This is a genomic window from Streptomyces sp. QH1-20 (assembly GCF_041283565.1).
In the GTDB taxonomy this organism is placed as follows: domain Bacteria; phylum Actinomycetota; class Actinomycetes; order Streptomycetales; family Streptomycetaceae; genus Streptomyces; species Streptomyces syringius.
Genome location: NZ_CP166299.1, coordinates 7,859,031 through 7,877,193, shown reverse-complemented (window position 1 = coordinate 7,877,193; position 18,163 = coordinate 7,859,031). Strand labels below are relative to the sequence as shown.

Genomic DNA, 18,163 nt, shown 5'->3' with positions numbered 1-18,163 from the left:
ATTGTGCGGTGCCCCGGCTTCCTCATGCCGCCTCATTCCATGAGGGACAGCTCCCAGAGGGTCTCCCAGGCGCAGGTGTGCGCGTAGTCGGGCGGGAGGTGCCGTGCGTAGCGTTCCTGGGCGATGGCCGTCTGGCTCACCATGCTCCGGGTCAGTGCGAGGTTCTCCCGTTCGTCCCGGCCGGGGGCGTAGCCCGCGACGAACACGTCGAAGGGCACTCCCTCGCCGAGGTGGGCGAGCGCGGTGCCGAGGCTTCTCAGGGGGCCGGTCATATGGCGGCGGGCCGCGCTGTGGAACTGGCCGCCGCGTCGGTAGGACTGGTCCAGGAGCATGCACACGGCCCAGTAGTGCAGATTCGCCAGGTGGCGCAGGGCCGGTACGGTCTCGTCGCGGACGGGCTCGCCGGACGGGGGCAGGCCGGTGGCGTGGTGGAGGGGGATCACCGGGTGGTCCGGGCTGTTCGGGTCCCACACCTGCTGGGCGCCGAGCAGAGCCGGGTGGGTTCCTTCGAACAGCGCGCGGAACAGGGCGAAGTGTTCGCTCTCGCCCTCCTCGCGGAGGACGTCGAGCCGGGCCCGCCAGGTGGGGTAGTCGAGGCGGTCGGGTTCGCGTTTCTCCAGGAGTTCGAGGACTTTGCCGACCTTGCGGTAGAGGCTGCCGACCTGGTTGGGGCGCGGCCGCGGCTCCGCGCCCGCGCCGAGCACCTCGTAGAGCTTCTCGATGAAGGCACGGTCCTCGGGTGTGTGCGGCCGGTCCGGGTCGACCGCGTCCGGCGACGCCTCCACGTAGACGTATTTCGCGAGGGACCCGAGGCTCAGCGGCTCCAGCACGAAGTCGAAGGGGTAGATGTCCTGCTCGTAGGGGAACTGCTGACGGCCCAGGTGGGGTGCCGAACCCAGGGCCACCAGCAGGCCGTTGACGATGTCGAGGTGCGTCATCTCCTCGATCGCCACGCCCAGCAGATGCAGCGGCCGGCCGCCGTAGCGGTGGCTGGGCCAGCCGGCGAGGCGAGTGTAGCGGGGCACCTTGACCGAGAAGGCCGCGTACAGGTACTGGACGAGCAGGGAGTGCTCGATCTCGGCGCCGTCGCGCAGCAGCCGGACCAGTTCGAGCGTCGGGTCGTCGAAGAGCGGGGTGTACCCGAGCGCGTCCGCCTCCTCGGCCGACAGCCGGGCCGTCGCCCTACGGGCGGGCGGGCCGGTCTCCGGTGCGGGGGCGGGCCCGGCCCGGTGCTCGTCCGCGGCGGCCGACGCGACGGCGACGACCGCCTCCCGGTACCGGTCGTAGCCGGTGCAACGGCACACGTGCGGGCCGAGCACCGCGTCGACGAGCGCTTCCACACCCCGCTCGTCGCTCTCGCCCACGGCGTGTTCGACGGCGACGCGTCCCGCGATCGCGAAGCCGGGTGCGCAGTAGCCGCATTGGAAGGCGTCCCGCTCGAGGAACGCCTTTTGGACCGGGTGCAGGGTGCCGCCCGTCGCGAGCCCCTCGACGGTGACGATGTCCCATCCGCGCACGTGCCGCATGCTCGTCATGCAGGACTGCCGGGTCACCAGCGCGGCGCCGGGGTGGGCGCGGACGGCGACGGTGCAGGCACGGCACTCGCCGATCGAGCAGCCGATCTTGGTGCCGGTCAGTCCCAGGTCCTCGTGCAGGAAGTGCACGAGCGACATGTCGCCCGGGACGTCCCGTCCGGTGTGACGGGTGCCGTTGACGGTGAGGTCGAGTGCGGTCTGCGGTTCCTGCATCACGGCCGTCCGGCGGGGAGGGGGAGGTCGGCGACCCGGATCGGGGTGGCGGTGGGCCAGCAGCGGTCGCCGGTGTGGCCGAGGGCGTGGGCGACCGCGTTGGCGATGGCCGGGCTGACGGTCGTCAGGGTGGCCTCGCCGATGCCCTTGTGGCGCAGCACGGGTCCGTTGCCCGCCAGCACACCGCCTGGGGGCAGGGGGACGAGGACCGTCTCCCGTCGGATGGCGGTGATGTCGGCGTAGCGCGGCAGGCGGTAGCGGTCGAAGTTGACGAAGGGGCCGGTGCCCGCTTCCTCGGGCAGTTCCTCGAAGAGGGTGTGCGAGATGCCCATCGCGAGTCCGCCTTCCACCTGCCCTTCGATCACCGAAGGCAGCAGGGGGTCACCGGCGTCGAGGAAGGTGACGGCGTCGACGACGTCGAGCGTCCCCTGCCGGGGGGAGATCTCCACACCGACGAGGTGGCCGGCCGCCGCGTACAGGGACCGCGGGACCGTCGCTTTCCCCGGTCCCTTGCCGGTGGGCGCTCGCGGCGGCCCTTCATAGTCCTGGAGCAGGACCTGACCCTGGGGGGAGGTCGCGAAGCCCAGCGCGTCGATGTCCATCGCGTGGCCGGCTCCGTCGATCCGGAACGTGGCCGACGACCAGCCGTTGCAGAAGTAACCGTGCGCGATGGCGTAGGTCGCCTGTCCCGTGCGCCGGAGTTCCGCGACCAGCGCGGCCAGCGGGACGGGCTCGTGGTCGGGCAGGTGGAAGGCCCCGTCGCGCCAGGCGGCGAGCAGCACGTCCTCGGCGAGGTCGGGCAGGCCCAGCAGCGTGCGCGCCGCCGGCACGAGCCGCAGTCGCAGCAGCGCGCGACACGTCTCCCGCAGGACGTGCACATGGAAGAACGCCGTCTTGGACGCGCTGCTCGCGCCGTGGCCCAGGTTGATCCCCGCGGGGCCGTGCTTGCCCAGACTCTCGACCTGCTTCTCGAACCTCTCGAAGGGGCCGACCACGCCGAGGCGGACGTCCACGGGCGCGCCGAGGAGTTCCCGGGCGGCGTGTTCGAGGGAGCGGCGGGCTCCCTGGCCCATGTCCACGTTCTGTCCCCACACCTCGACGTGTCCGTCGTCGGTGAGGTGAACGGCGCTGTAGACGCTGTCCTGGGTGGTGCCGAACGCTTCCATGCAGCAGGCGAACCCCACGCCGTAGAGGGTGCCGTCGGCGGGCCGGGGGTCGTTCCGGGTGCGCCACAGCGGGTGTTCCAGCGCGGCGGCGCAGATCTCGGCGTTCGCGACGTGGAACCGCAGAGGTGTCCCGGCGAGGTCGACGTCGCCGTCCGGGCCGGTACGCGGGCGCAGGACGTTGGCGAGGCGGAAGGCGATGGGGTCCTGGCCCAGGCGCAGCACGGCGAGGCGGTCGAGGGCGGTTTCGAGGTTGAACGCGACCTGCGGGATGCCGAATCCCCGCATCGATCCGACGGCGGGGATGGCCCGTTCGAGCACGATGCCGTGGACCGAGGCGCGCGGGACGCGGTAGGGGCCGGTGGCGTGCAGGGCCGCGAGTCCGAGGACGGCTCCGTTGAGGTTGGCCTCGACGCCACCCCGCAGGACGATGAAGGAGCGCATGGCCCGCAGCCGTCCGTCGGGGCCGGTGCGGACCCAGCTGCGCACGGCGGACCCGTGGCGTTTGAGGCCGCCCTGGAATTGCTCGCGCCGGTCGTAGGCCAGCCGGACCGGGCCCGGGGAGAAGACCGCGGCAAGCGCGAGGTAGAAGGCGAAGGGCGACTTGTCCCGCCCGCCGAAGCCGCCGCCGCTGTCGGTCGTCGTCAGCCGGACGGACTTCACCGCCGGGTTGTCGGCGCCGAGGAGTCTGCGCAGAGCGGGCACGTCGCCGTGCGGGGACTGGGTGCCGAGGAGCAGGTGCAGGGTTTTGGTCGCAGGGTCCAGCCAGCCGAGCCCGGATTCGGGCTCCAGGAACGCCGGGTCGGTCTGCTGGGTGAAGGTCGTCGTGACGAGCTGGGTTTCCGTGGGGTCGGTCGGCTCGGCTGCGAGGGCCTCGAACAGCTCGTCCGCCTCGGGGTCCGGCTCGCCGTCACGAATGAAGGACGTGCCGTCGAAGGTGACCCGTCCCCGGTTCCAGTGGGAATAGCCCTGGGGGACAGTGGTGTCGAGGAGGAAGTGCGCTTGGCGCTGGGCACCGGTGGCCCGCAGGCGCGTCCACTCCTCCAGCTCCTGCGCGGTCGTGGGGGTGGGGCCGGTCGCCTGAGGCGGTCCGTACACCAGGGGGCCGGCGTCCTCGCGCAGTTCCTGCGCGGCGCGGCGGAAGCGTACGAAGTCGCCGTAGAGGGCGATGGCGACGGGTTGCCCGAGATAGTCGGCCACTTCTCCCTCGGGGAGCAGGGCCTGGACGGACTCGGCCGAGATCTGGTTGCGGTAGGGCGGGGAGGTGAGGTCCTGGGCCCGGACGAGCCGGTCGGGTCGCAGCTCGGCGGGGAGCAGGTCGAGGTCGAGGCGGAGGTAGGCCCGGTCGACGTGGCTGCTGCGCAGCAGCAGGGCGTGGGCGCAGTCGGCGGGCCATCCCTCGGCGGCGAGGTCGCGCGGTCGGTAGTCGCTCGCGAAGACCTTCGCGCCGGTGACCTTCCGCAGCCGGGCGTCGGCCGGGGCGTCAGTCATGGCGGTCCGCCGGTGCGGCGCCGTGCGGGACGGCGCCGGGGCAGCCGGGCGCGCGAAGATCGTCGTCCATGATCCGACCTCGCCCCGCGGCCCGTGAACGGCCGCGGCGGCATGGGAGACATTACGGTCGGCTCCACTTCAACACAGCCCACCACACCCGGCAACGCGGGCCGGGCGGCCGGGGTGAACTCGCGGAACGGCGCCCGTGGGCGGCGCGGTGGGATCGGCCGGATATCGCTGCCGGCCCGGCGCGGGCGCGGGGAACGGGCGCGGCATCATGGAGGTCACCCGCAACCACCCGGAAGTGATTCACCGTGCACCGCGCTCCCGCCGACCCCACGGCGCTCCACCCCTTTCCCGACCAGCCGCGCGTCGTCCAGTTGAAGCCGCTGGTGACCTCCCCGCTGATCGAGGCCGGGGAGTACTCCTACTACGACGACCCGGACGATCCGACCGCGTTCGAGAGCCGTAACGTGCTCTACCACTACGGGCCGGAGAAGCTCGTCATCGGGAAGTTCTGCGCGCTGGGCACCGGGGTGCGGTTCATCATGAACGGCGCGAACCACCGGATGGACGGCCCCTCGACGTTCCCCTTCCCCGTCATGGGCGGTTCCTGGGCCGAGCACTTCGATCTGCTGTCCGGGCTGCCCGGCCGGGGGGACACCGTGGTCGGCCATGACGTGTGGTTCGGCTACGGCGTCATGGTGATGCCGGGGGTCCGTATCGGCCACGGCGCGATCATCGCCTCCGGGTCGGTCGTCGTCGACGACGTTCCCGACTACGGCATCGTGGGCGGTAATCCGGCCAAGCTCATCCGCACCCGGTTCGACGAGGCCGACATCGCCCGCCTGCTGGCTCTGGCGTGGTGGGACTGGCCCGCCGAGCACATCACCGAGCACGTGCGCACCCTGATGTCCGGCAGCGTCGACGACCTCGAAGCGGCTACCCCGGCCGGGCGATAACGCCTGGGGCGGCCGCCGTGCCGTCACGCGTCGTCGGCACCGCCGCGGGAGCGCAGACCGGTCAGCAGGACGTCGTGCGCCCTGCGGCGTTGCCCGGCGGAGGCGGCCGAGTCGGCCATGCGCATGAACGCGGCGATGTCCTCCACCGTCGCGTCGGCGCGCAACAGCCCCTCGCGCCGGGCGCGTTCGACGACGGGGCCGATCAGCTCGACGGTGGCCCGCAGCCCGCGCTCGGCCGCCCGTGGGCCGGTGCGGCACAGGGTGTCGAAGAGCGCGCGGTCCTCCTCGTGCGGAACACAGCCGCGGGTGAAGACGGTCCGGAAGGCCGTCCAGCCGTCGGTGCTGCCGGCGGCCCGCCCGGCGGTGTTCCGGGCGGCTTCGGACAGTTCGTCGAGCAGCGCGTCGACCAGGTCGTCCTTCGTCGGGAAGTGCCGGTAGAAGGTGGTCGCGCCGACGCCCGCGCGGCGGGCGATGCCGTCGATGCCGGCGTCCGGGCCCAGGTCCTTGAACGCCTCGCGGGCGGCGTCGAGCAGCCGTCGCCGGTTGCGGGCCTGGTCCTTGCGGGGCCCGCGCACCGTAGTGGCCTGCGGCGCGTCGGCCATGGTCCCTCCCTCACGAAGAAGCGGCGGCCACACTACCGTTTCTTCTTCCCCGGGGCTTCTCCGGGGAATCGGCCCCGGGGTCAGACTCCGCTCAGCCGGTGCGGTGCCGGGCGCAGGTACACGGTCCAGGTCAGGGCCGAGCAGAGGACGTAGAAGGCGAGGAAGGCGAGGTAGGCCGCGTCGCCGTTGTGGGCGGTGAGGAAGCTCTGCCGGAAGGCGACGTTGACGAGCACGCCGCCGAAGGCACCGATCGCACCCGCGAGTCCGATCAGGGCGGTGGCGTGGCGTTGGGCGGTGGCCTCGGCCTCGGCGGAGGCGGTGGTGTCACCGGTAGGGGCGGCGAGGACGCGACGGCGGGCCTTGGCGCGGTGGAGCGCCGGGATCATGCGATAGGTGGAGCCGTTGCCGATGCCGCTGAGGACGAACAGCGCGGCGAACGCGGCGAGGAAGAGGGCCGGGAGATGGAGCCGGGAGGCGGTGAGGATCAGGGCGGCGCCGACGGCCATGGCCCCGAACGTCGCCAGGGTCACCCGCGCACCGCCGTGGCGGTCGGCCCACGCACCGCCGACGGGCCGGGCGAGCGAACCGAGCAGCGGGCCCAGCACCGTCAGGCACGCCACCTTCACCGGGGTGTCGAGCTGGTGGTGGAACTGCGCCTGGAGGACCAGCCCGAAGGCGAAGCTGAAGCCGATGAACGAGCCGAACGTGCCCAGGTACAGAAGTGACATCACCCAGGTGTGACGGTCTCGGGTGATCTCGCGCAGGGCGGGTCCGCTCTGCCGGGTGGTGGGCACGTTGTCCATGCGCAGGGCGGCCACGACGGCGGTCAGGGCGATCAGCGGGAGGTAGACCATGGGCAGCAGGCGTGGGTGCGCGGCGCCGGCGGTGGCGAGGATCAGCAGACCGACGAGCTGTACGGCGGGGACGCCGAGGTTGCCGCCGCCCGCGTTGATGCCCAGGGCGCGGCCCTTGAGCCGCTGCGGGTAGAAGGCGTTGATATTGGCCATGGAGGAGGCGAAGTTGCCGCCGCCGACGCCGGCCACGGACGCGGCGACGAGCAGGGTGGAGTAGGAGACGCCGGGTTCGAGGACGACGGCGACGAACGCGGTGGGCAGCAGGAGCAGCAGGGCGCTGACGACGGTCCAGTTCCGACCGCCGAAGCGGGCGACCGCGGCGGTGTAGGGCAGGCGCAGGGCCGCGCCGACGGCTGTGGGGACGGCGGTGAGGGTGAACTTCCCGGCGGCGTCGATGCCGTATTCCGGGCCGAGGAAGAGCACGAGGACCGACCACATGCTCCAGATCGAGAAGCCGATGTGTTCGGTGAGGACGGACAGCCAGAGGTTGCGCCGGGCGATGCGGGCGCCGACGCGTTCCCAGAACGCGGGGTCCTCGGGGCGCCATTCGGTGAGGGTGCGGGCCCGTGGGGGCGCGGACCGCGGGGGTGGCGGCGAGGTGGCCGGCCCGGTGGTCCGTACGGGCCAGGTGCGCAGGGCGGCGGGGGTGCCGTCGGGGGCGCTCTCCTCGTCGAGGCAGTCGCCGGTGCGCAGGTCGAATGCCTGCTTGTACATGGGTGAGGTGACCACGGGGGTGCCGGCGCGGCTGCCGGTGACGCCGCGGGAGATGACGTACGCGCCGCTGAAGGGGTCGCGGTTGGCGAGGGCGTGGAGCGCTCCGTCGGCGTCGCGGAAGAGGGCGACCTGTTCGCCGCCGACGAGAGCGGTGACGCCCCGGCCGGGGGTGAGGTCGCCGTAGCGGCAGACGCTGGTCCAGGTGTCGCCGTCGCCGATCTCGACGAGCGCGTCGGGCGCCGCACCGGCCGCCTCCGCCGGTGGGTCCTGCGGGTGTACGGGCTGCTGGGTGGGGGCCGTGGGGGCGTGAGCGGTGTCGGTCATGGGGTACGCACCTTCAGGGCGGGGCCGGCGATGAGGGGCGCGGACGGGGCGGTGACGTCCGCGTCGCCGGGGCGGGCGGGTCGGATCTGGGCGCGTTCGGGGACGAAGCGCACGGCGGGGTCGGGGGTGCCGGGGGCGTTGACGAAGGAGGCGAAGCGGCGCAGGCGTTCGGGGTCGTCCAGGGTCGCGGCCCATTCGTCCTGGTAGGTGCCGACGTGGCGGTCCATCAGCGCGTCGAGTTCGGCGCAGATGCCCAGGGCGTCGTCGAGGATCACGGCGCGGAGGTGGTCGAGGCCGCCTTCGAGCCGCTCGATCCAGGGGGCGGTGCGCTCGAGCCGGTCGGCGGTGCGGATGTAGAACATCAGGAAGCGGTCGATGGTGCGGATGAGGGTGGTGCGGTCGACGTCCTGGACCAGCAGGTCGGCGTGGCGGGGTGTCATACCGCCGTTGCCGCCGACGTAGAGGTTCCAGCCGGTGGAGGTGGCGATGACTCCGAAGTCCTTGCTCTGTGCCTCGGCGCACTCGCGGGCGCAGCCGGAGACGGCGGACTTGAGCTTGTGCGGGGCGCGCAGGCCCCGGTAGCGCAGTTCGAGGTCGATGGCGAGGGCGACGGAGTCCTGTACGCCGTAGCGGCACCAGGTGTGCCCGACGCAGGACTTCACGGTGCGCAGGGCCTTGCCGTAGGCGTGGCCGGACTCGAATCCGGCGTCCACCAGGCGGCGCCAGATCGCGGGCAACTGGTCGACGGTCGCGCCGAACATGTCGATGCGCTGGCCACCGGTGATTTTGGTGTAGAGGCCGAAGTCGCGGGCGATCTCCCCGATGGTGATGAGTCCGTCGGGGGTGATCTCGCCGCCGGGGACGCGGGGGACGACGGAGTAGGAGCCGTTGCGCTGGAGGTTGGCGAGGAAGTGGTCGTTGGTGTCCTGGAGAGCGGCCTGTTCGCCGTCGAGGATGTAGGGGGTGTCGCCGAGGGTCGCCAGGATGGAGGCAACAGTGGGTTTGCAGACGGCGCAGCCCTGGCCGCTGCCGTGCTCGGCGAGGAGCCGGGTGAAGGTGGTGATGCCCTTGACGCGGATGATCTCGTACAGCTCGGCGCGGGTGTGGGTGAAGTGTTCGCACAGGCCCCGGGCGGTCTCGGTACCGGTGGCGGCGAGCTCGTCGGTGACGAGGCTGGTGAGGGCCTTCTCGCAGCTGCCGCAGCCGGTACCGGCCTTGGTGCACTTCTTGACGGCGGCGACCGTGGCGCAGCCGCCTTCGGCGACGGCGGTGCGGATCGTGCCTTTGCTGACGTTGTGACAGGAGCAGATCACCGCGTCGTCGGGGAGGGCCGCGGCTCCCACCGGGCCGCCCGCGGGTCCGGCCGAGTCGGGCAGCAGGAGCTGTTCGGGCGGTACGGGAAGGGGGGCACGGCTCCCGGCGAGCGGTCGGAGGGTGGCGTAGGAGTCGGCGTCCCCGACGAGGATGCCGCCGAGCAGGCTGCCGTCGGGGCCGATGACGAGTTTTTTGTAGACGCCGGCCCGGCTGTCGGCGTAGAGGACGTCGAGTGCGCCTTCGGTGGTGCCGTGGGCGTCGCCGAAGCTGGCGACGTCGACGCCGAGGAGTTTGAGTTTGGTGGAGGTGTCGGCGCCGGTGAAGTCGCTGTCCCCGCCGTCCAGTCGGCGGGCCGCGGTCTCCGCCATGGCGTAGCCGGGGGCGACGAGTCCGTAGACCCGGCCGTCGGCGGCGAGGGCGCATTCGCCGATGGCGTGGACACGGGGGTCGGCGGTGCGGCAGCCGGTGTCGACGACGATGCCGCCGCGGTCGCCGACGGGCAGCCCGCAGTCACGGGCGAGCTGGTCCCTGGGCCGTACGCCCGCGGAGAAGACGACGAGGTCCGCGTCGAGGACGGTGCCGTCGGAGAGGGCCAGGGCGCGGACCTTGCCGTCGGCGTCGGTGTCGATGCGTTCGGCGCCGGCTCCGGTGTGGACGGACACCCCCAGCTCCTCGATCTTGCGGCGCAGGGCGGCGCCTCCGGCGTCGTCGATCTGGAGGGCCATCAGGCGGGGGGCGAATTCGACGACGTGCGTCCGCAGGCCGAGGGCGCGCAGGGCTCCGGCGGCCTCCAGGCCGAGGAGTCCGCCGCCGACGACGACGCCGGTGCGCGCGCCGGCGGCGCGGGAGCGGATGGCGGCGACGTCCTCGATGGTGCGGTAGACATGGCAGCCGTCGGCGTCGTGGCCGGGGACGGGCGGCACGAAGGGGTAGGAGCCGGTGGCCAGGACCAGGGCGTCGTAGCCGATCCGGGCCCCGGACGCGGTGGTGACGGTGCGCCCCTCGCGGTCGATGGCGGTGGCGGGCTCCCCCAGGCGCAGGTCGATGCCGTGGGAGTCGAGGAAGCCGGGCGGGGTGAGGGCCAGGTCCTCGGCGCGGGTGCCGGTGAAGGTCGCGGTGAGGTGCACACGGTCGTAGGCGGGCCGGGGTTCCTCGGCCAGTACGGTGACGCGCCACCGGCGGTCCGCGCCCTCCTTCTCGTACAGCGCCTCCAGGAAGCGCTGGCCGACCATGCCGTGGCCGACCAGGACGAGGCTGCGGCGGGTGTCGGTGGCGTCGGACGGTCGCGTCACGAGCGGGCTCCTTCGTGGATCAGGTACAGGGGGTCGGCGGGGAGGTCCTCGTCGCGTTGCCATACGGCGAGCAGGTCGCCGAGGGTGGTGAGGTCGCCGAGCAGGACGGCGCCCGCCAGCCGGTCGCCGTGCCGGACGAGCTTCTTGTGGGTGCCGCGGGTGGCGTCGGCGAGGCGCAGCACCTCGTGGTCGCCGTGGTGTTCGGCGGCCGGGTCGCCGAAGGCGGCCAGGTGCACGGGGCCCGCCGTCAGCCGGGTCGGGGGGCGGGTGCCGGTGTAGCGGGCGCGGGGGGCGGCGCCCGAGAGGAGGGCGGCGAGGGTGTCCGCCTGCCGCCAGGCGGGGTCCGCCAGACCGTGGACGACGCCCCGGTGTTCGGCGCAGTCACCGAGGGCGTGGATGTCGGGGTCGGAGGTCGCCAGGCGGTCGTCGACAACGATGCCTTGGCGCACGTCGAGGCCGGCGGCCCGGGCCAGCCGGGTGCGGGGGCGGACTCCGCAGGTCAGGAGCACGAGGTCGGCGGGCAGCTGGGAGCCGTCGGCCAGTTCGACGGCGGTCACATCGCCGGTGCCGTGCAGGGCGCGGGCCTCCTGGCCCGGGTGGGTGCCGATGCCGAGGCCGGTCAGCTGGTGGCGCAGTGCCGCCGCCGACTCGGCGTCGAGGTGGCGTTCCATCAGATGGGGTGCGCGGTGGACGATCTCGACATGCGGGCCGAGGGTGGCGAGGGCCCGGGCGGCGCTGACGCCCAGCACTCCCCCGCCGATGACGACGGCCTGCCTGGCCCGTGCGGCGGCCGCGGCGAGGCGTCGGCAGTCGCTGAGCGTGCGCAGCACGTGCACGCCGTCGAGCAGGCCGCCGTCCGGTGTGCGCGAGCCCGTCAGAGCCGGCCGCACGGGGCTCGCCCCGGTGGCCAGGACCAGGGTGTCGTAGGCCGTGTGCTCCCCGTCCGCGAGGACGAGCTTGTGCGCGTCGGTGTCGAGGCCGACGACCTCGGTGCCGGTACGGACCGTGGTGCCCCGGCCGTAGGGGAGGGCGACGTCGGCGTACCGGCCGGTGAGGACCTCGGTGAGCAGGGTCCGGTTGTAGGGGGCGTCGGGTTCGGCTCCGTAGAGCGTCAGTTCGATGTCCTCGGGGGCGCTGTGGGCCCGGAGTTGTCGGGCGAAGCGGGCGGCTGCCATGCCGGCGCCGATGACCGCGATCCGGTGGGGGCTCATGACTGTTCTCCGGTGGTCGCCTTCTCCACCCGGACGGCGCATACCTTGAATTCAGGCATTTTCGACACCGGGTCGAGTGCGGGGTTGGTCAGGGTGTTGGCGCGGCCGGTGCCGGGCCAGTGGAAGGGCATGAAGACGGTGTCGGGGCGGATGGTGTCGGTGATGCGGGCCGGGGCCAGGGCCCGGCCGCGGCGGCTGGTGACGGCCAGCAGCTGGCCTTCGGCGACCCCGAGGCGCGTCGCGAGCCGGGGGTGGAGTTCGACGAAGGGTCCGGGCGCGGCCGCGTTGAGTTCGGGCACGCGCCGGGTCTGCGCCCCGCTCTGGTACTGGGCGGTGACCCGGCCGGTGGTCAGGTGCAGCGGGTAGTGGGCGTCGGGTTCCTCGGCGGCCGGCCGGTGGGAGACGGCGGCGAAGCGGGCCCGGCCGTCGGGGGTGGCGAAACGGTCGAGGAAGAGGCGCGGGGTGCCCGGGTGCGTGTCCTGGGGGCAGGGCCAGAAGACGCCGTCCTCGGCCCGGATCCGGTCGTAGCTGATGCCCGCGTAGTCGGCGGGGCCGCCGGCGGAGGCGCGCCGCAGCTCGTCGAACACCTCCTGCGGGTCGTCGGGGAAGCCCTGGGGGACGCCGAGGCGCGCGGCGAGTGCGTGCAGCACGTCGAGGTCGGTGCGTACGCCGTCGGGCGGGGTGACGGCGGCCTGTCGCAGGATGACCCGGCCCTCCAGGTTGGTGGTGGTTCCGGTCTCCTCGGCCCACTGCGCCACAGGCAGGACCACGTCGGCCAGTGCCGCGGTCTCCGAGAGCACGACGTCACTGACGGCGAGGAAGTCCAGTGCCGCGAGGCGTTCGGTGATGTGGGACGCGCGCGGGGCGGACACCACCGGGTTGGAGCCCGCCACCAGCAGGGCCCTGACGCCGCCGGGGGTGCCGAGGCGGTCCAGCAGCTCGTAGGCGCTCACCCCCGGGCCCGGCAGCGTGTCGGGCTCCACGCCCCAGACCTTCGCGACGTGGGCACGTGCCGCGGGGTCGGTGAGGGAGCGGTAGCCGGGCAGCTGGTCGGCCTTCTGGCCGTGTTCGCGCCCGCCCTGGCCGTTGCCCTGGCCGGTCAGGCAGCCGTAGCCGCTGCCGGGGCGGCCGGCCTTGCCGGTGGCCAGGCACAGATTGATCCACGCTCCGACGGTGTCGGTGCCCTTGCTGTGCTGCTCGGCGCCCCGGGCGGTGAGGACCATGGCGGTGGGGGCGTCGGCGAACCGCCGGACCACCTCGCGCATCAGCGGCACCGGCACTCCGGTGAGCTGTTCGACCCGCTCGGGCCAGTGGGCCATGGCCGCCGCCCGGGCCTGTTCGTAGCCGGTGGTGCGGTCGGCGATGAACTCCTCGTCCAGGTGGCCGTCGGCGATGGCCAGGTGCAGCAGTCCCAGGGCGAGCGCGAGGTCGGTGCCCGGCACCGGGCGCAGGTGGGTGTCGGCCTGTTCGGCGGTGCGGGTGCGGCGCGGGTCGACGACGATCAGATGGCCGCCGTTACGGCGCAGTTCGGTGAAGTACCGCAGCAGGGGCGGCATGGTCTCGGCGGGGTTGGCGCCGACCAGGATGACGCACCCGGCCGTGGCGATGTCCTCGACGGGGAAGGGCAGCCCCCGGTCGATGCCGAACGCGGCCCGGTGGGCCGCGGCGGCGGACGACATGCAGAAGCGGCCGTTGTAGTCGATGTGCGGGGTCCGCAGCACGACGCGGGCGAACTTGCCCAGCAGATACGCCTTCTCGTTGGTCAGTCCGCCGCCGCCGAAGACGCCGGTGGCCGCACGCCCGTGGCGGGTGGCGGTCTCCTCGAGCCCGGTTGCGACCCGGTGCAGGGCCTCGTCCCACGATGCCGGCACGAGAGTGCCGGTGGCCGGGTCGCGGACGAGCGGGGCCGTCAGCCGTACGGCCGGGTCCAGGACGGCGGCGGCGGTGCGGCCCTTGCCGCACAGCGCGCCCCGGTTGACGGGGAAGCCGGGCCGCTCGACGACCTCCACGGGCGGCACGCCGGTGCCGGCGCCGTGGGGAGGGCGTCGCAGCCCCATGCCGCACTGCAGTGCGCAGTACGGGCAGTGCGTGTCGGTCGTCGTCATGCCGACCAGGTTCGCCCCCGGCCGTTTCACGGCGGCGTCCGCGATGTTGCGGCCGGGGTACGGGCCCTTCATACGCGGCGGGGGGCTCGGTGATGACCACGACATGTGCCGTAACAAAGTGACCGCGGGATCTCACTTGGGTGTGACGGCCGGGCAATCCCGCGGAAACACCCGGCGCGCAGCCTGCATGCATGAGGACTACCCGCACGGCCACCGCGCCACCGAACGACTCACCCGTGGGGCCGCTGACGGGCTTCACCATCGGGGTGACGGCCGCACGACGCCGGGAGGAGCTGGTGGCGCTGCTGCGCCGGCGCGGCGCCCGGGTCATCGAGGCCCCCGCCCTGAGCATCGTCCCGCTCGAGGACGACACCCTGCTGCGCCGGGCCACCGAGCGGTGTCTCACGGGGGCGCTGGACTACGTGGTGGCCACCACGGGGCTGGGCTGGCGGGGCTGGATGAGCACCGCCGAGGGATGGGGCATCGGCGCGGACCTCACCCGGCTGTGTCGCGGCGCCACCGTCATCAGCCGCGGCCCGAAGGCCACCGGGGCGGTCCGGGCGAGCGGCGTGGACGAGGCCTACTCCCCCGCTTCCGAGGCCAATCACGAGCTGCTGACGTGGCTGCTGGCTCGCGATCTGCGCGGCCGTCGGGTGGCGGTCCAGGAACACGGCGCCCCGCTCGACGGCTTCGCCGCGGCGTTGCGCGAGCGGGGCGCGGAGGTCATCGAGGTGCCGGTCTACCGGTGGGGCCCGCCCCAGGACCCGGAGGCGCTGCGGAGGCTGGTGGAGGCGACCGTGCGCGGGGAGGTGCACGCCCTGACCTTCACCAGTGCCCCGGCGGTGGTCGCCCTGCTGGAGACGGCCACCGCCCTGGGCCGCCACGACGCGCTGCTGGCGGCGCTGCGCGAGGATGTGCTGGGGGTGTGTGTCGGGCCGGTCTGCGCACGGCCCCTGCTGGAGCTCGGTCTGCGGCCGCACTGCCCGGAGCGGGGCCGGCTGGGCTCGCTGGTGCGGACCCTCGGTGATGTGCTGCCGGGGCGTGGCCGTCTGGAACTCCTGGATCCGCCGGGGCGGTTGGTGCTCCAGGGCAACGCGCTGCTCCGCGACGGCACCGCGGTGTGGCTGCCACCGCTGCTCGCCGCCGTGCTGCGGGCCCTGGCCGAGCGGCACGGCCATGTGCTCAGCCGCGGTGAGCTGCTGCGCCGCGCCTGGCCGGAGGCCGCCCGCGCCGACGGGCACGCGGTGGAGGTGGCCATAGCCCGGTTGCGGTCGGCCCTGGGGCCGCACGCGGACCTGGTCCGTACGGTGCCCAAGCGCGGCTACCGCCTGGTCGGTGCCGAATGACCCCGCTGCCTGCCGCGCGCACGCCGGTGCTGGTCGCCGTCGCCCACGGCACACGCGACCCGGCGGGCATCCGGACCGTTCATCACCTCCTCTCCCGGGTCAGGGCCTTGCGGCCGGAGCTGCGGGTGCGGGCCGGCTTCCTCGACCATGCCGAACCCGGGCTGGCCAAGACGCTCGGCGGTCTGCGCGGTACCCCGGTCGTGGTGCCGCTGCTGCTGGGGACGGGCTACCACGTCCGTACGGACATCCCCGCCGCCCTGGCCGCGGCCGGTTTCGGCCGGGCTCCCGTGGCGCGTGTCCTCGGCCCGGACCCGTTGCTCGCGTCGGCCCTCGACGACCGGCTGCGCGAGGCCGGGCGGACGGGGCGCGCGCGGGGCGGGGCCGTCGTCCTCGCGGCCGCCGGCTCCCGGGACCCGGCGACGCACGTCGCGACGGCCGAGGCGGCACGGCTGCTCGAAGTGCGCCTGGGGTGCCCGGTCGTGCCGTCGTATCTGAGCGGTGCGTCCCCCACGCCCGCCGAGGCCGTCGCCGCCCTGCGGGCGCGGGGCCACCGGTTCACGGCGGTGGCCCCTTATCTGCTGGCCCCCGGATTCTTCGCCCGGCGTGCGGCGGCCTGCGGCGCGAGCGTCACCTGCGCGCCCTTGGGCGCGCACGAGGCCGTGGCCCGCTTGGTGCTGCGGCGTTACGACGAGGCCTGTCTCAGGGCGGTCCCTCGCCCGGCGCCCGGCCGGCTGCTTCGTACTGCCGCTCTCCCCCGGTGAGGTGCCGGGCGGGCGGCACGTCCGCGGGCCGGGGCGGTGGCTCCTGCCACCGGTCGGCGCCCAGCCGTCGGTGGAGCGCGGTGAGCGGGCGCGGTGCCCACCAGTTGGCGTGTCCCGTCAGCCGCATGAAGGCCGGTACGAGCACGCCCCGGACGACGGTGGCGTCGACCAGGACGGCCGACGCCAGTCCCCATCCGATGAGTTTGAGCAGCGTGATCTCGGAGGTGACCAGCGGAAGGAGCGCGACGGCGAAGATCATCGAAGCCGTCGTGATCATCTTTCCGGTGCGGGCGACGCCGGTCACCACGGCACCGCGGTGGTCGCCCGAGGCCCGGTACTCCTCCTGGATGCGCGAGACGAGGAAGAGCTCGTAGTCCATGGAGAGCGCGAAGGCCGCGCCGAAGACCAGGACGGGCATGGAGGTCTCCAGCTCCCCCGTGACGGTGAAGTCGCCGAGGAGGCCGCGCAGGTGGCCGTCCTGGAAGACGTGGACCATGACGCCGAAGCTCGCGGTCAGGCTCAACGCCCCCATGAATACCGCCTTGACGGGGATGAGGACCGAGCCGGTGAAGAGGAGCACCAGCAGGAGGACCCCGCCGACGACGACGGCCGCCGCCGTCGGCAGGGCGGCGAAGACGGCGTTCTTGGTGTCGAGCACCCGGGCCGGCCGGCCCCCGACGAGATGGGGGCCGGGAGACGGCAGGGCCCGTAGCTCCTCGACCAGGCGCTCGTCCTGCCCGGGCGGTCCGCTGCCGGTCACGGCCAGCCAGGTCGCGCCCTGGGTGATGTGGGCGAGCGCGCCGACGTCCGGGCCCTTGGCGAGCCGCCCGTCGTCGTAGGTGCCGAGGCCGGTGGAAACCTGGTCCACCGTGGGGAGGGCGGAGACGCGGCGGGCGTAGGCGTCCAGTTCCCTCTCCTGGTCCACGGCGTCGACGTCGGGCAGCAGCACGGTCAGGGTGCGGTTCCACGGCAGGTGGAAGTCCCGCTCCACCGTGAGGGCGGTGGCGTGCGACTCGACCCGCTCGGGCAGCACGCGCTCGTCCGCGACGCCGAAGCGGACGTGCGCGAAGGGAAGGGCGAGCGTCGCGAGGAAGAGGACCGCGCAGCCACCGGCCAGCACTGGTCGTGCCGTGGCGGCGCGGGCCGCGCGGTGCCACGGTGACACGACCGTGCCGCGCCGGGTCCGGCGCAGGGGTGCGAAGACGTCACCGCGGTCGACACGGGTGCCGACCACGGAGAGCAGAGCGGGCAGGACCAGCGCGGTGGTGGCCGCCGCCAGCACGACCACGCTCACCCCCGCGACGGCCAGGGACCGCAGGAATCCCAGGGGAAAGAGCAGCAGCGCGCTCAGACAGACGACGACGGTGGCCGCGGAGTAGCTCACGGTGCGGCCGGCGGTGCACATGGTCCGGATGACGGCCCCGGCCGGGTGGCCGCCGGCGGCCAGTTCCTCCCGGTAGCGCGTGACGACGAAGAGCCCGTAGTCGACGGCCAGGCCGAAGCCGAGTGCCGTGGTGATGTTCGACGCGAAGGCGGAGACGGGCAGGAACGCGGTCAGCAGCCGCAGCACCGCGAAGGTACCGGCCACCGCGAGCCCTCCGACCAGCGCGGGCAGCAGGGCGGCGGTGGCCGAGCCGAAGGCGAACAGCAGCACCAGGGCGGCCAGGGGCACCCCGATGAGTTCGGCCCGCACAAGCTCTTGCCGGCTGAGTTCGGTGGCTTGCGCCATGACCCACGCCGGACCGGTCGCGGTGACCCGCAGCGGCCCGTGCGGGCCCGTCAGCCGCGGGACCAGCGTCGCGGCGCGCCGGGCCGTCGCGTGCTCGTCGCCCAGGAGGTCGACGGCGACGAGGGCGGCGTGCCCGTCCTCGCTCAGCAGCCGGGCGTCCCCGAGGGTCCAGTAGGAGAGGACCTGGCGCACCCCGGGCCGCCGGGCCACCTGTTGGACGAACTCCCGCCCGGCCGCGGCCGCCTCGGGGCCAGTGACGGGCCCGTCGGCGCGCGCGTGCAGCACGAGGTCCGGGATGCCCGCGTCGAATCGCTGGGCGAGCACGCGCTCGGCGCGTGTCGCCTCGGTGCCGTGGGCGATGTAGCCGCCGTTGGACAGCCGGTCGGGGGTGCCGAGGGCGGCGAAGGCCAGCAGGGCACCGAGCGCCGCGGCGGTCATCAGGACCCACCACGGGTGCCGGGCGGACCACCCGGCCGCACCGCCCCCGGGCGCCTTCGGTGCGGCCACCGGACGTTCGCCTCGCATGCGGGCCCCTTCGTCGACGCGG

11 protein-coding genes are annotated in these 18,163 nt (G+C 73.8%); 3 read left to right on the top strand and 8 right to left on the bottom strand.

The features are described from left to right. Nucleotides 1–32: 32 nt before the first annotated feature. Nucleotides 33–1,748 carry a 2Fe-2S iron-sulfur cluster-binding protein gene (locus AB8O64_RS34515; protein WP_370423606.1) on the bottom strand — a complete coding sequence of 572 codons (1,716 nt, stop codon included), beginning with the start codon at nucleotides 1,746–1,748 and terminating at the stop codon, nucleotides 33–35. Further along, nucleotides 1,748–4,402 carry a xanthine dehydrogenase family protein molybdopterin-binding subunit gene (locus AB8O64_RS34510; RefSeq protein WP_370423605.1) on the bottom strand — a complete coding sequence of 885 codons (2,655 nt, stop codon included), beginning with the start codon at nucleotides 4,400–4,402 and terminating at the stop codon, nucleotides 1,748–1,750. The genes AB8O64_RS34515 and AB8O64_RS34510 overlap by 1 nt, the downstream gene beginning before the upstream one ends. Before the next feature lie 314 nt (nucleotides 4,403–4,716). Between AB8O64_RS34510 and AB8O64_RS34505 the strand changes: the two genes are divergently transcribed. Next, nucleotides 4,717–5,364 (top strand): CatB-related O-acetyltransferase, encoded by a 648-nt coding sequence (locus AB8O64_RS34505; protein ID WP_370423604.1) that lies wholly within the window; start codon nucleotides 4,717–4,719, stop codon nucleotides 5,362–5,364. A gap of 23 nt (nucleotides 5,365–5,387) precedes the next feature. Here AB8O64_RS34505 and AB8O64_RS34500 read toward each other — a convergent pair whose 3' ends face one another. From AB8O64_RS34500 to AB8O64_RS34480, 5 genes are all read right to left on the bottom strand, one after another. Beyond that, nucleotides 5,388–5,966 (bottom strand): TetR/AcrR family transcriptional regulator, encoded by a 579-nt coding sequence (locus AB8O64_RS34500; RefSeq protein ID WP_370423603.1) that lies wholly within the window; start codon nucleotides 5,964–5,966, stop codon nucleotides 5,388–5,390. An 80-nt stretch (nucleotides 5,967–6,046) separates the two neighbouring features. After that, a complete protein-coding gene (locus AB8O64_RS34495) occupies nucleotides 6,047–7,858 on the bottom strand; it encodes an MFS transporter (protein ID WP_370423602.1) in 1,812 nt (603 codons plus the stop codon). After that, a complete protein-coding gene (nirB, locus tag AB8O64_RS34490; RefSeq protein WP_370424056.1) occupies nucleotides 7,855–10,404 on the bottom strand; it encodes a nitrite reductase large subunit NirB in 2,550 nt (849 codons plus the stop codon). Before nirB ends, AB8O64_RS34495 begins: the two co-directional genes overlap by 4 nt. 56 nt (nucleotides 10,405–10,460) lie before the next feature. Continuing rightward, nucleotides 10,461–11,675, bottom strand: coding sequence for an NAD(P)/FAD-dependent oxidoreductase (locus AB8O64_RS34485; RefSeq protein ID WP_370423601.1), 1,215 nt, complete (start codon nucleotides 11,673–11,675; stop codon nucleotides 10,461–10,463). Further along, nucleotides 11,672–13,780, bottom strand: a complete 2,109-nt coding sequence (locus AB8O64_RS34480) for a molybdopterin oxidoreductase family protein (RefSeq protein WP_370423600.1) — start codon at nucleotides 13,778–13,780, stop codon at nucleotides 11,672–11,674. The genes AB8O64_RS34485 and AB8O64_RS34480 overlap by 4 nt, the downstream gene beginning before the upstream one ends. 191 nt (nucleotides 13,781–13,971) lie before the next feature. On the opposite strand from AB8O64_RS34480, the gene AB8O64_RS34475 reads away from it, so the two are divergent. Both AB8O64_RS34475 and AB8O64_RS34470 read left to right on the top strand, forming a co-directional pair. Further along, nucleotides 13,972–15,126 (top strand): uroporphyrinogen-III synthase, encoded by a 1,155-nt coding sequence (locus AB8O64_RS34475; protein WP_370423599.1) that lies wholly within the window; start codon nucleotides 13,972–13,974, stop codon nucleotides 15,124–15,126. Then, nucleotides 15,123–15,887: a sirohydrochlorin chelatase gene (locus AB8O64_RS34470; protein WP_370423598.1), complete on the top strand. Its 765-nt coding sequence runs from the start codon at nucleotides 15,123–15,125 to the stop codon at nucleotides 15,885–15,887. The genes AB8O64_RS34475 and AB8O64_RS34470 overlap by 4 nt, the downstream gene beginning before the upstream one ends. Here the strand turns inward: AB8O64_RS34470 and AB8O64_RS34465 are convergent. Next, on the bottom strand, nucleotides 15,826–18,141 hold the full coding sequence (locus AB8O64_RS34465) for an MMPL family transporter (protein WP_370423597.1): 2,316 nt from the start codon (nucleotides 18,139–18,141) through the stop codon (nucleotides 15,826–15,828). The two genes, AB8O64_RS34470 and AB8O64_RS34465, sit on opposite strands and share 62 nt — an antisense overlap. Nucleotides 18,142–18,163: the final 22 nt, after the last annotated feature.

Coding starts and splice junctions, on each gene's coding strand:
- AB8O64_RS34515 (WP_370423606.1), bottom strand. CDS start 1,748: ATGCAGGAACCGCAGACCGCACTCGACCTCACCGTCAACGGCACCCGT.
- AB8O64_RS34510 (WP_370423605.1), bottom strand. CDS start 4,402: ATGACTGACGCCCCGGCCGACGCCCGGCTGCGGAAGGTCACCGGCGCG.
- AB8O64_RS34500 (WP_370423603.1), bottom strand. CDS start 5,966: ATGGCCGACGCGCCGCAGGCCACTACGGTGCGCGGGCCCCGCAAGGAC.
- AB8O64_RS34495 (WP_370423602.1), bottom strand. CDS start 7,858: ATGACCGACACCGCTCACGCCCCCACGGCCCCCACCCAGCAGCCCGTA.
- nirB (WP_370424056.1), bottom strand. CDS start 10,404: ATGGTCGGCCAGCGCTTCCTGGAGGCGCTGTACGAGAAGGAGGGCGCG.
- AB8O64_RS34485 (WP_370423601.1), bottom strand. CDS start 11,675: ATGAGCCCCCACCGGATCGCGGTCATCGGCGCCGGCATGGCAGCCGCC.
- AB8O64_RS34480 (WP_370423600.1), bottom strand. CDS start 13,780: ATGACGACGACCGACACGCACTGCCCGTACTGCGCACTGCAGTGCGGC.
- AB8O64_RS34475 (WP_370423599.1), top strand. CDS start 13,972: ATGAGGACTACCCGCACGGCCACCGCGCCACCGAACGACTCACCCGTG.
- AB8O64_RS34470 (WP_370423598.1), top strand. CDS start 15,123: ATGACCCCGCTGCCTGCCGCGCGCACGCCGGTGCTGGTCGCCGTCGCC.
- AB8O64_RS34465 (WP_370423597.1), bottom strand. CDS start 18,141: ATGCGAGGCGAACGTCCGGTGGCCGCACCGAAGGCGCCCGGGGGCGGT.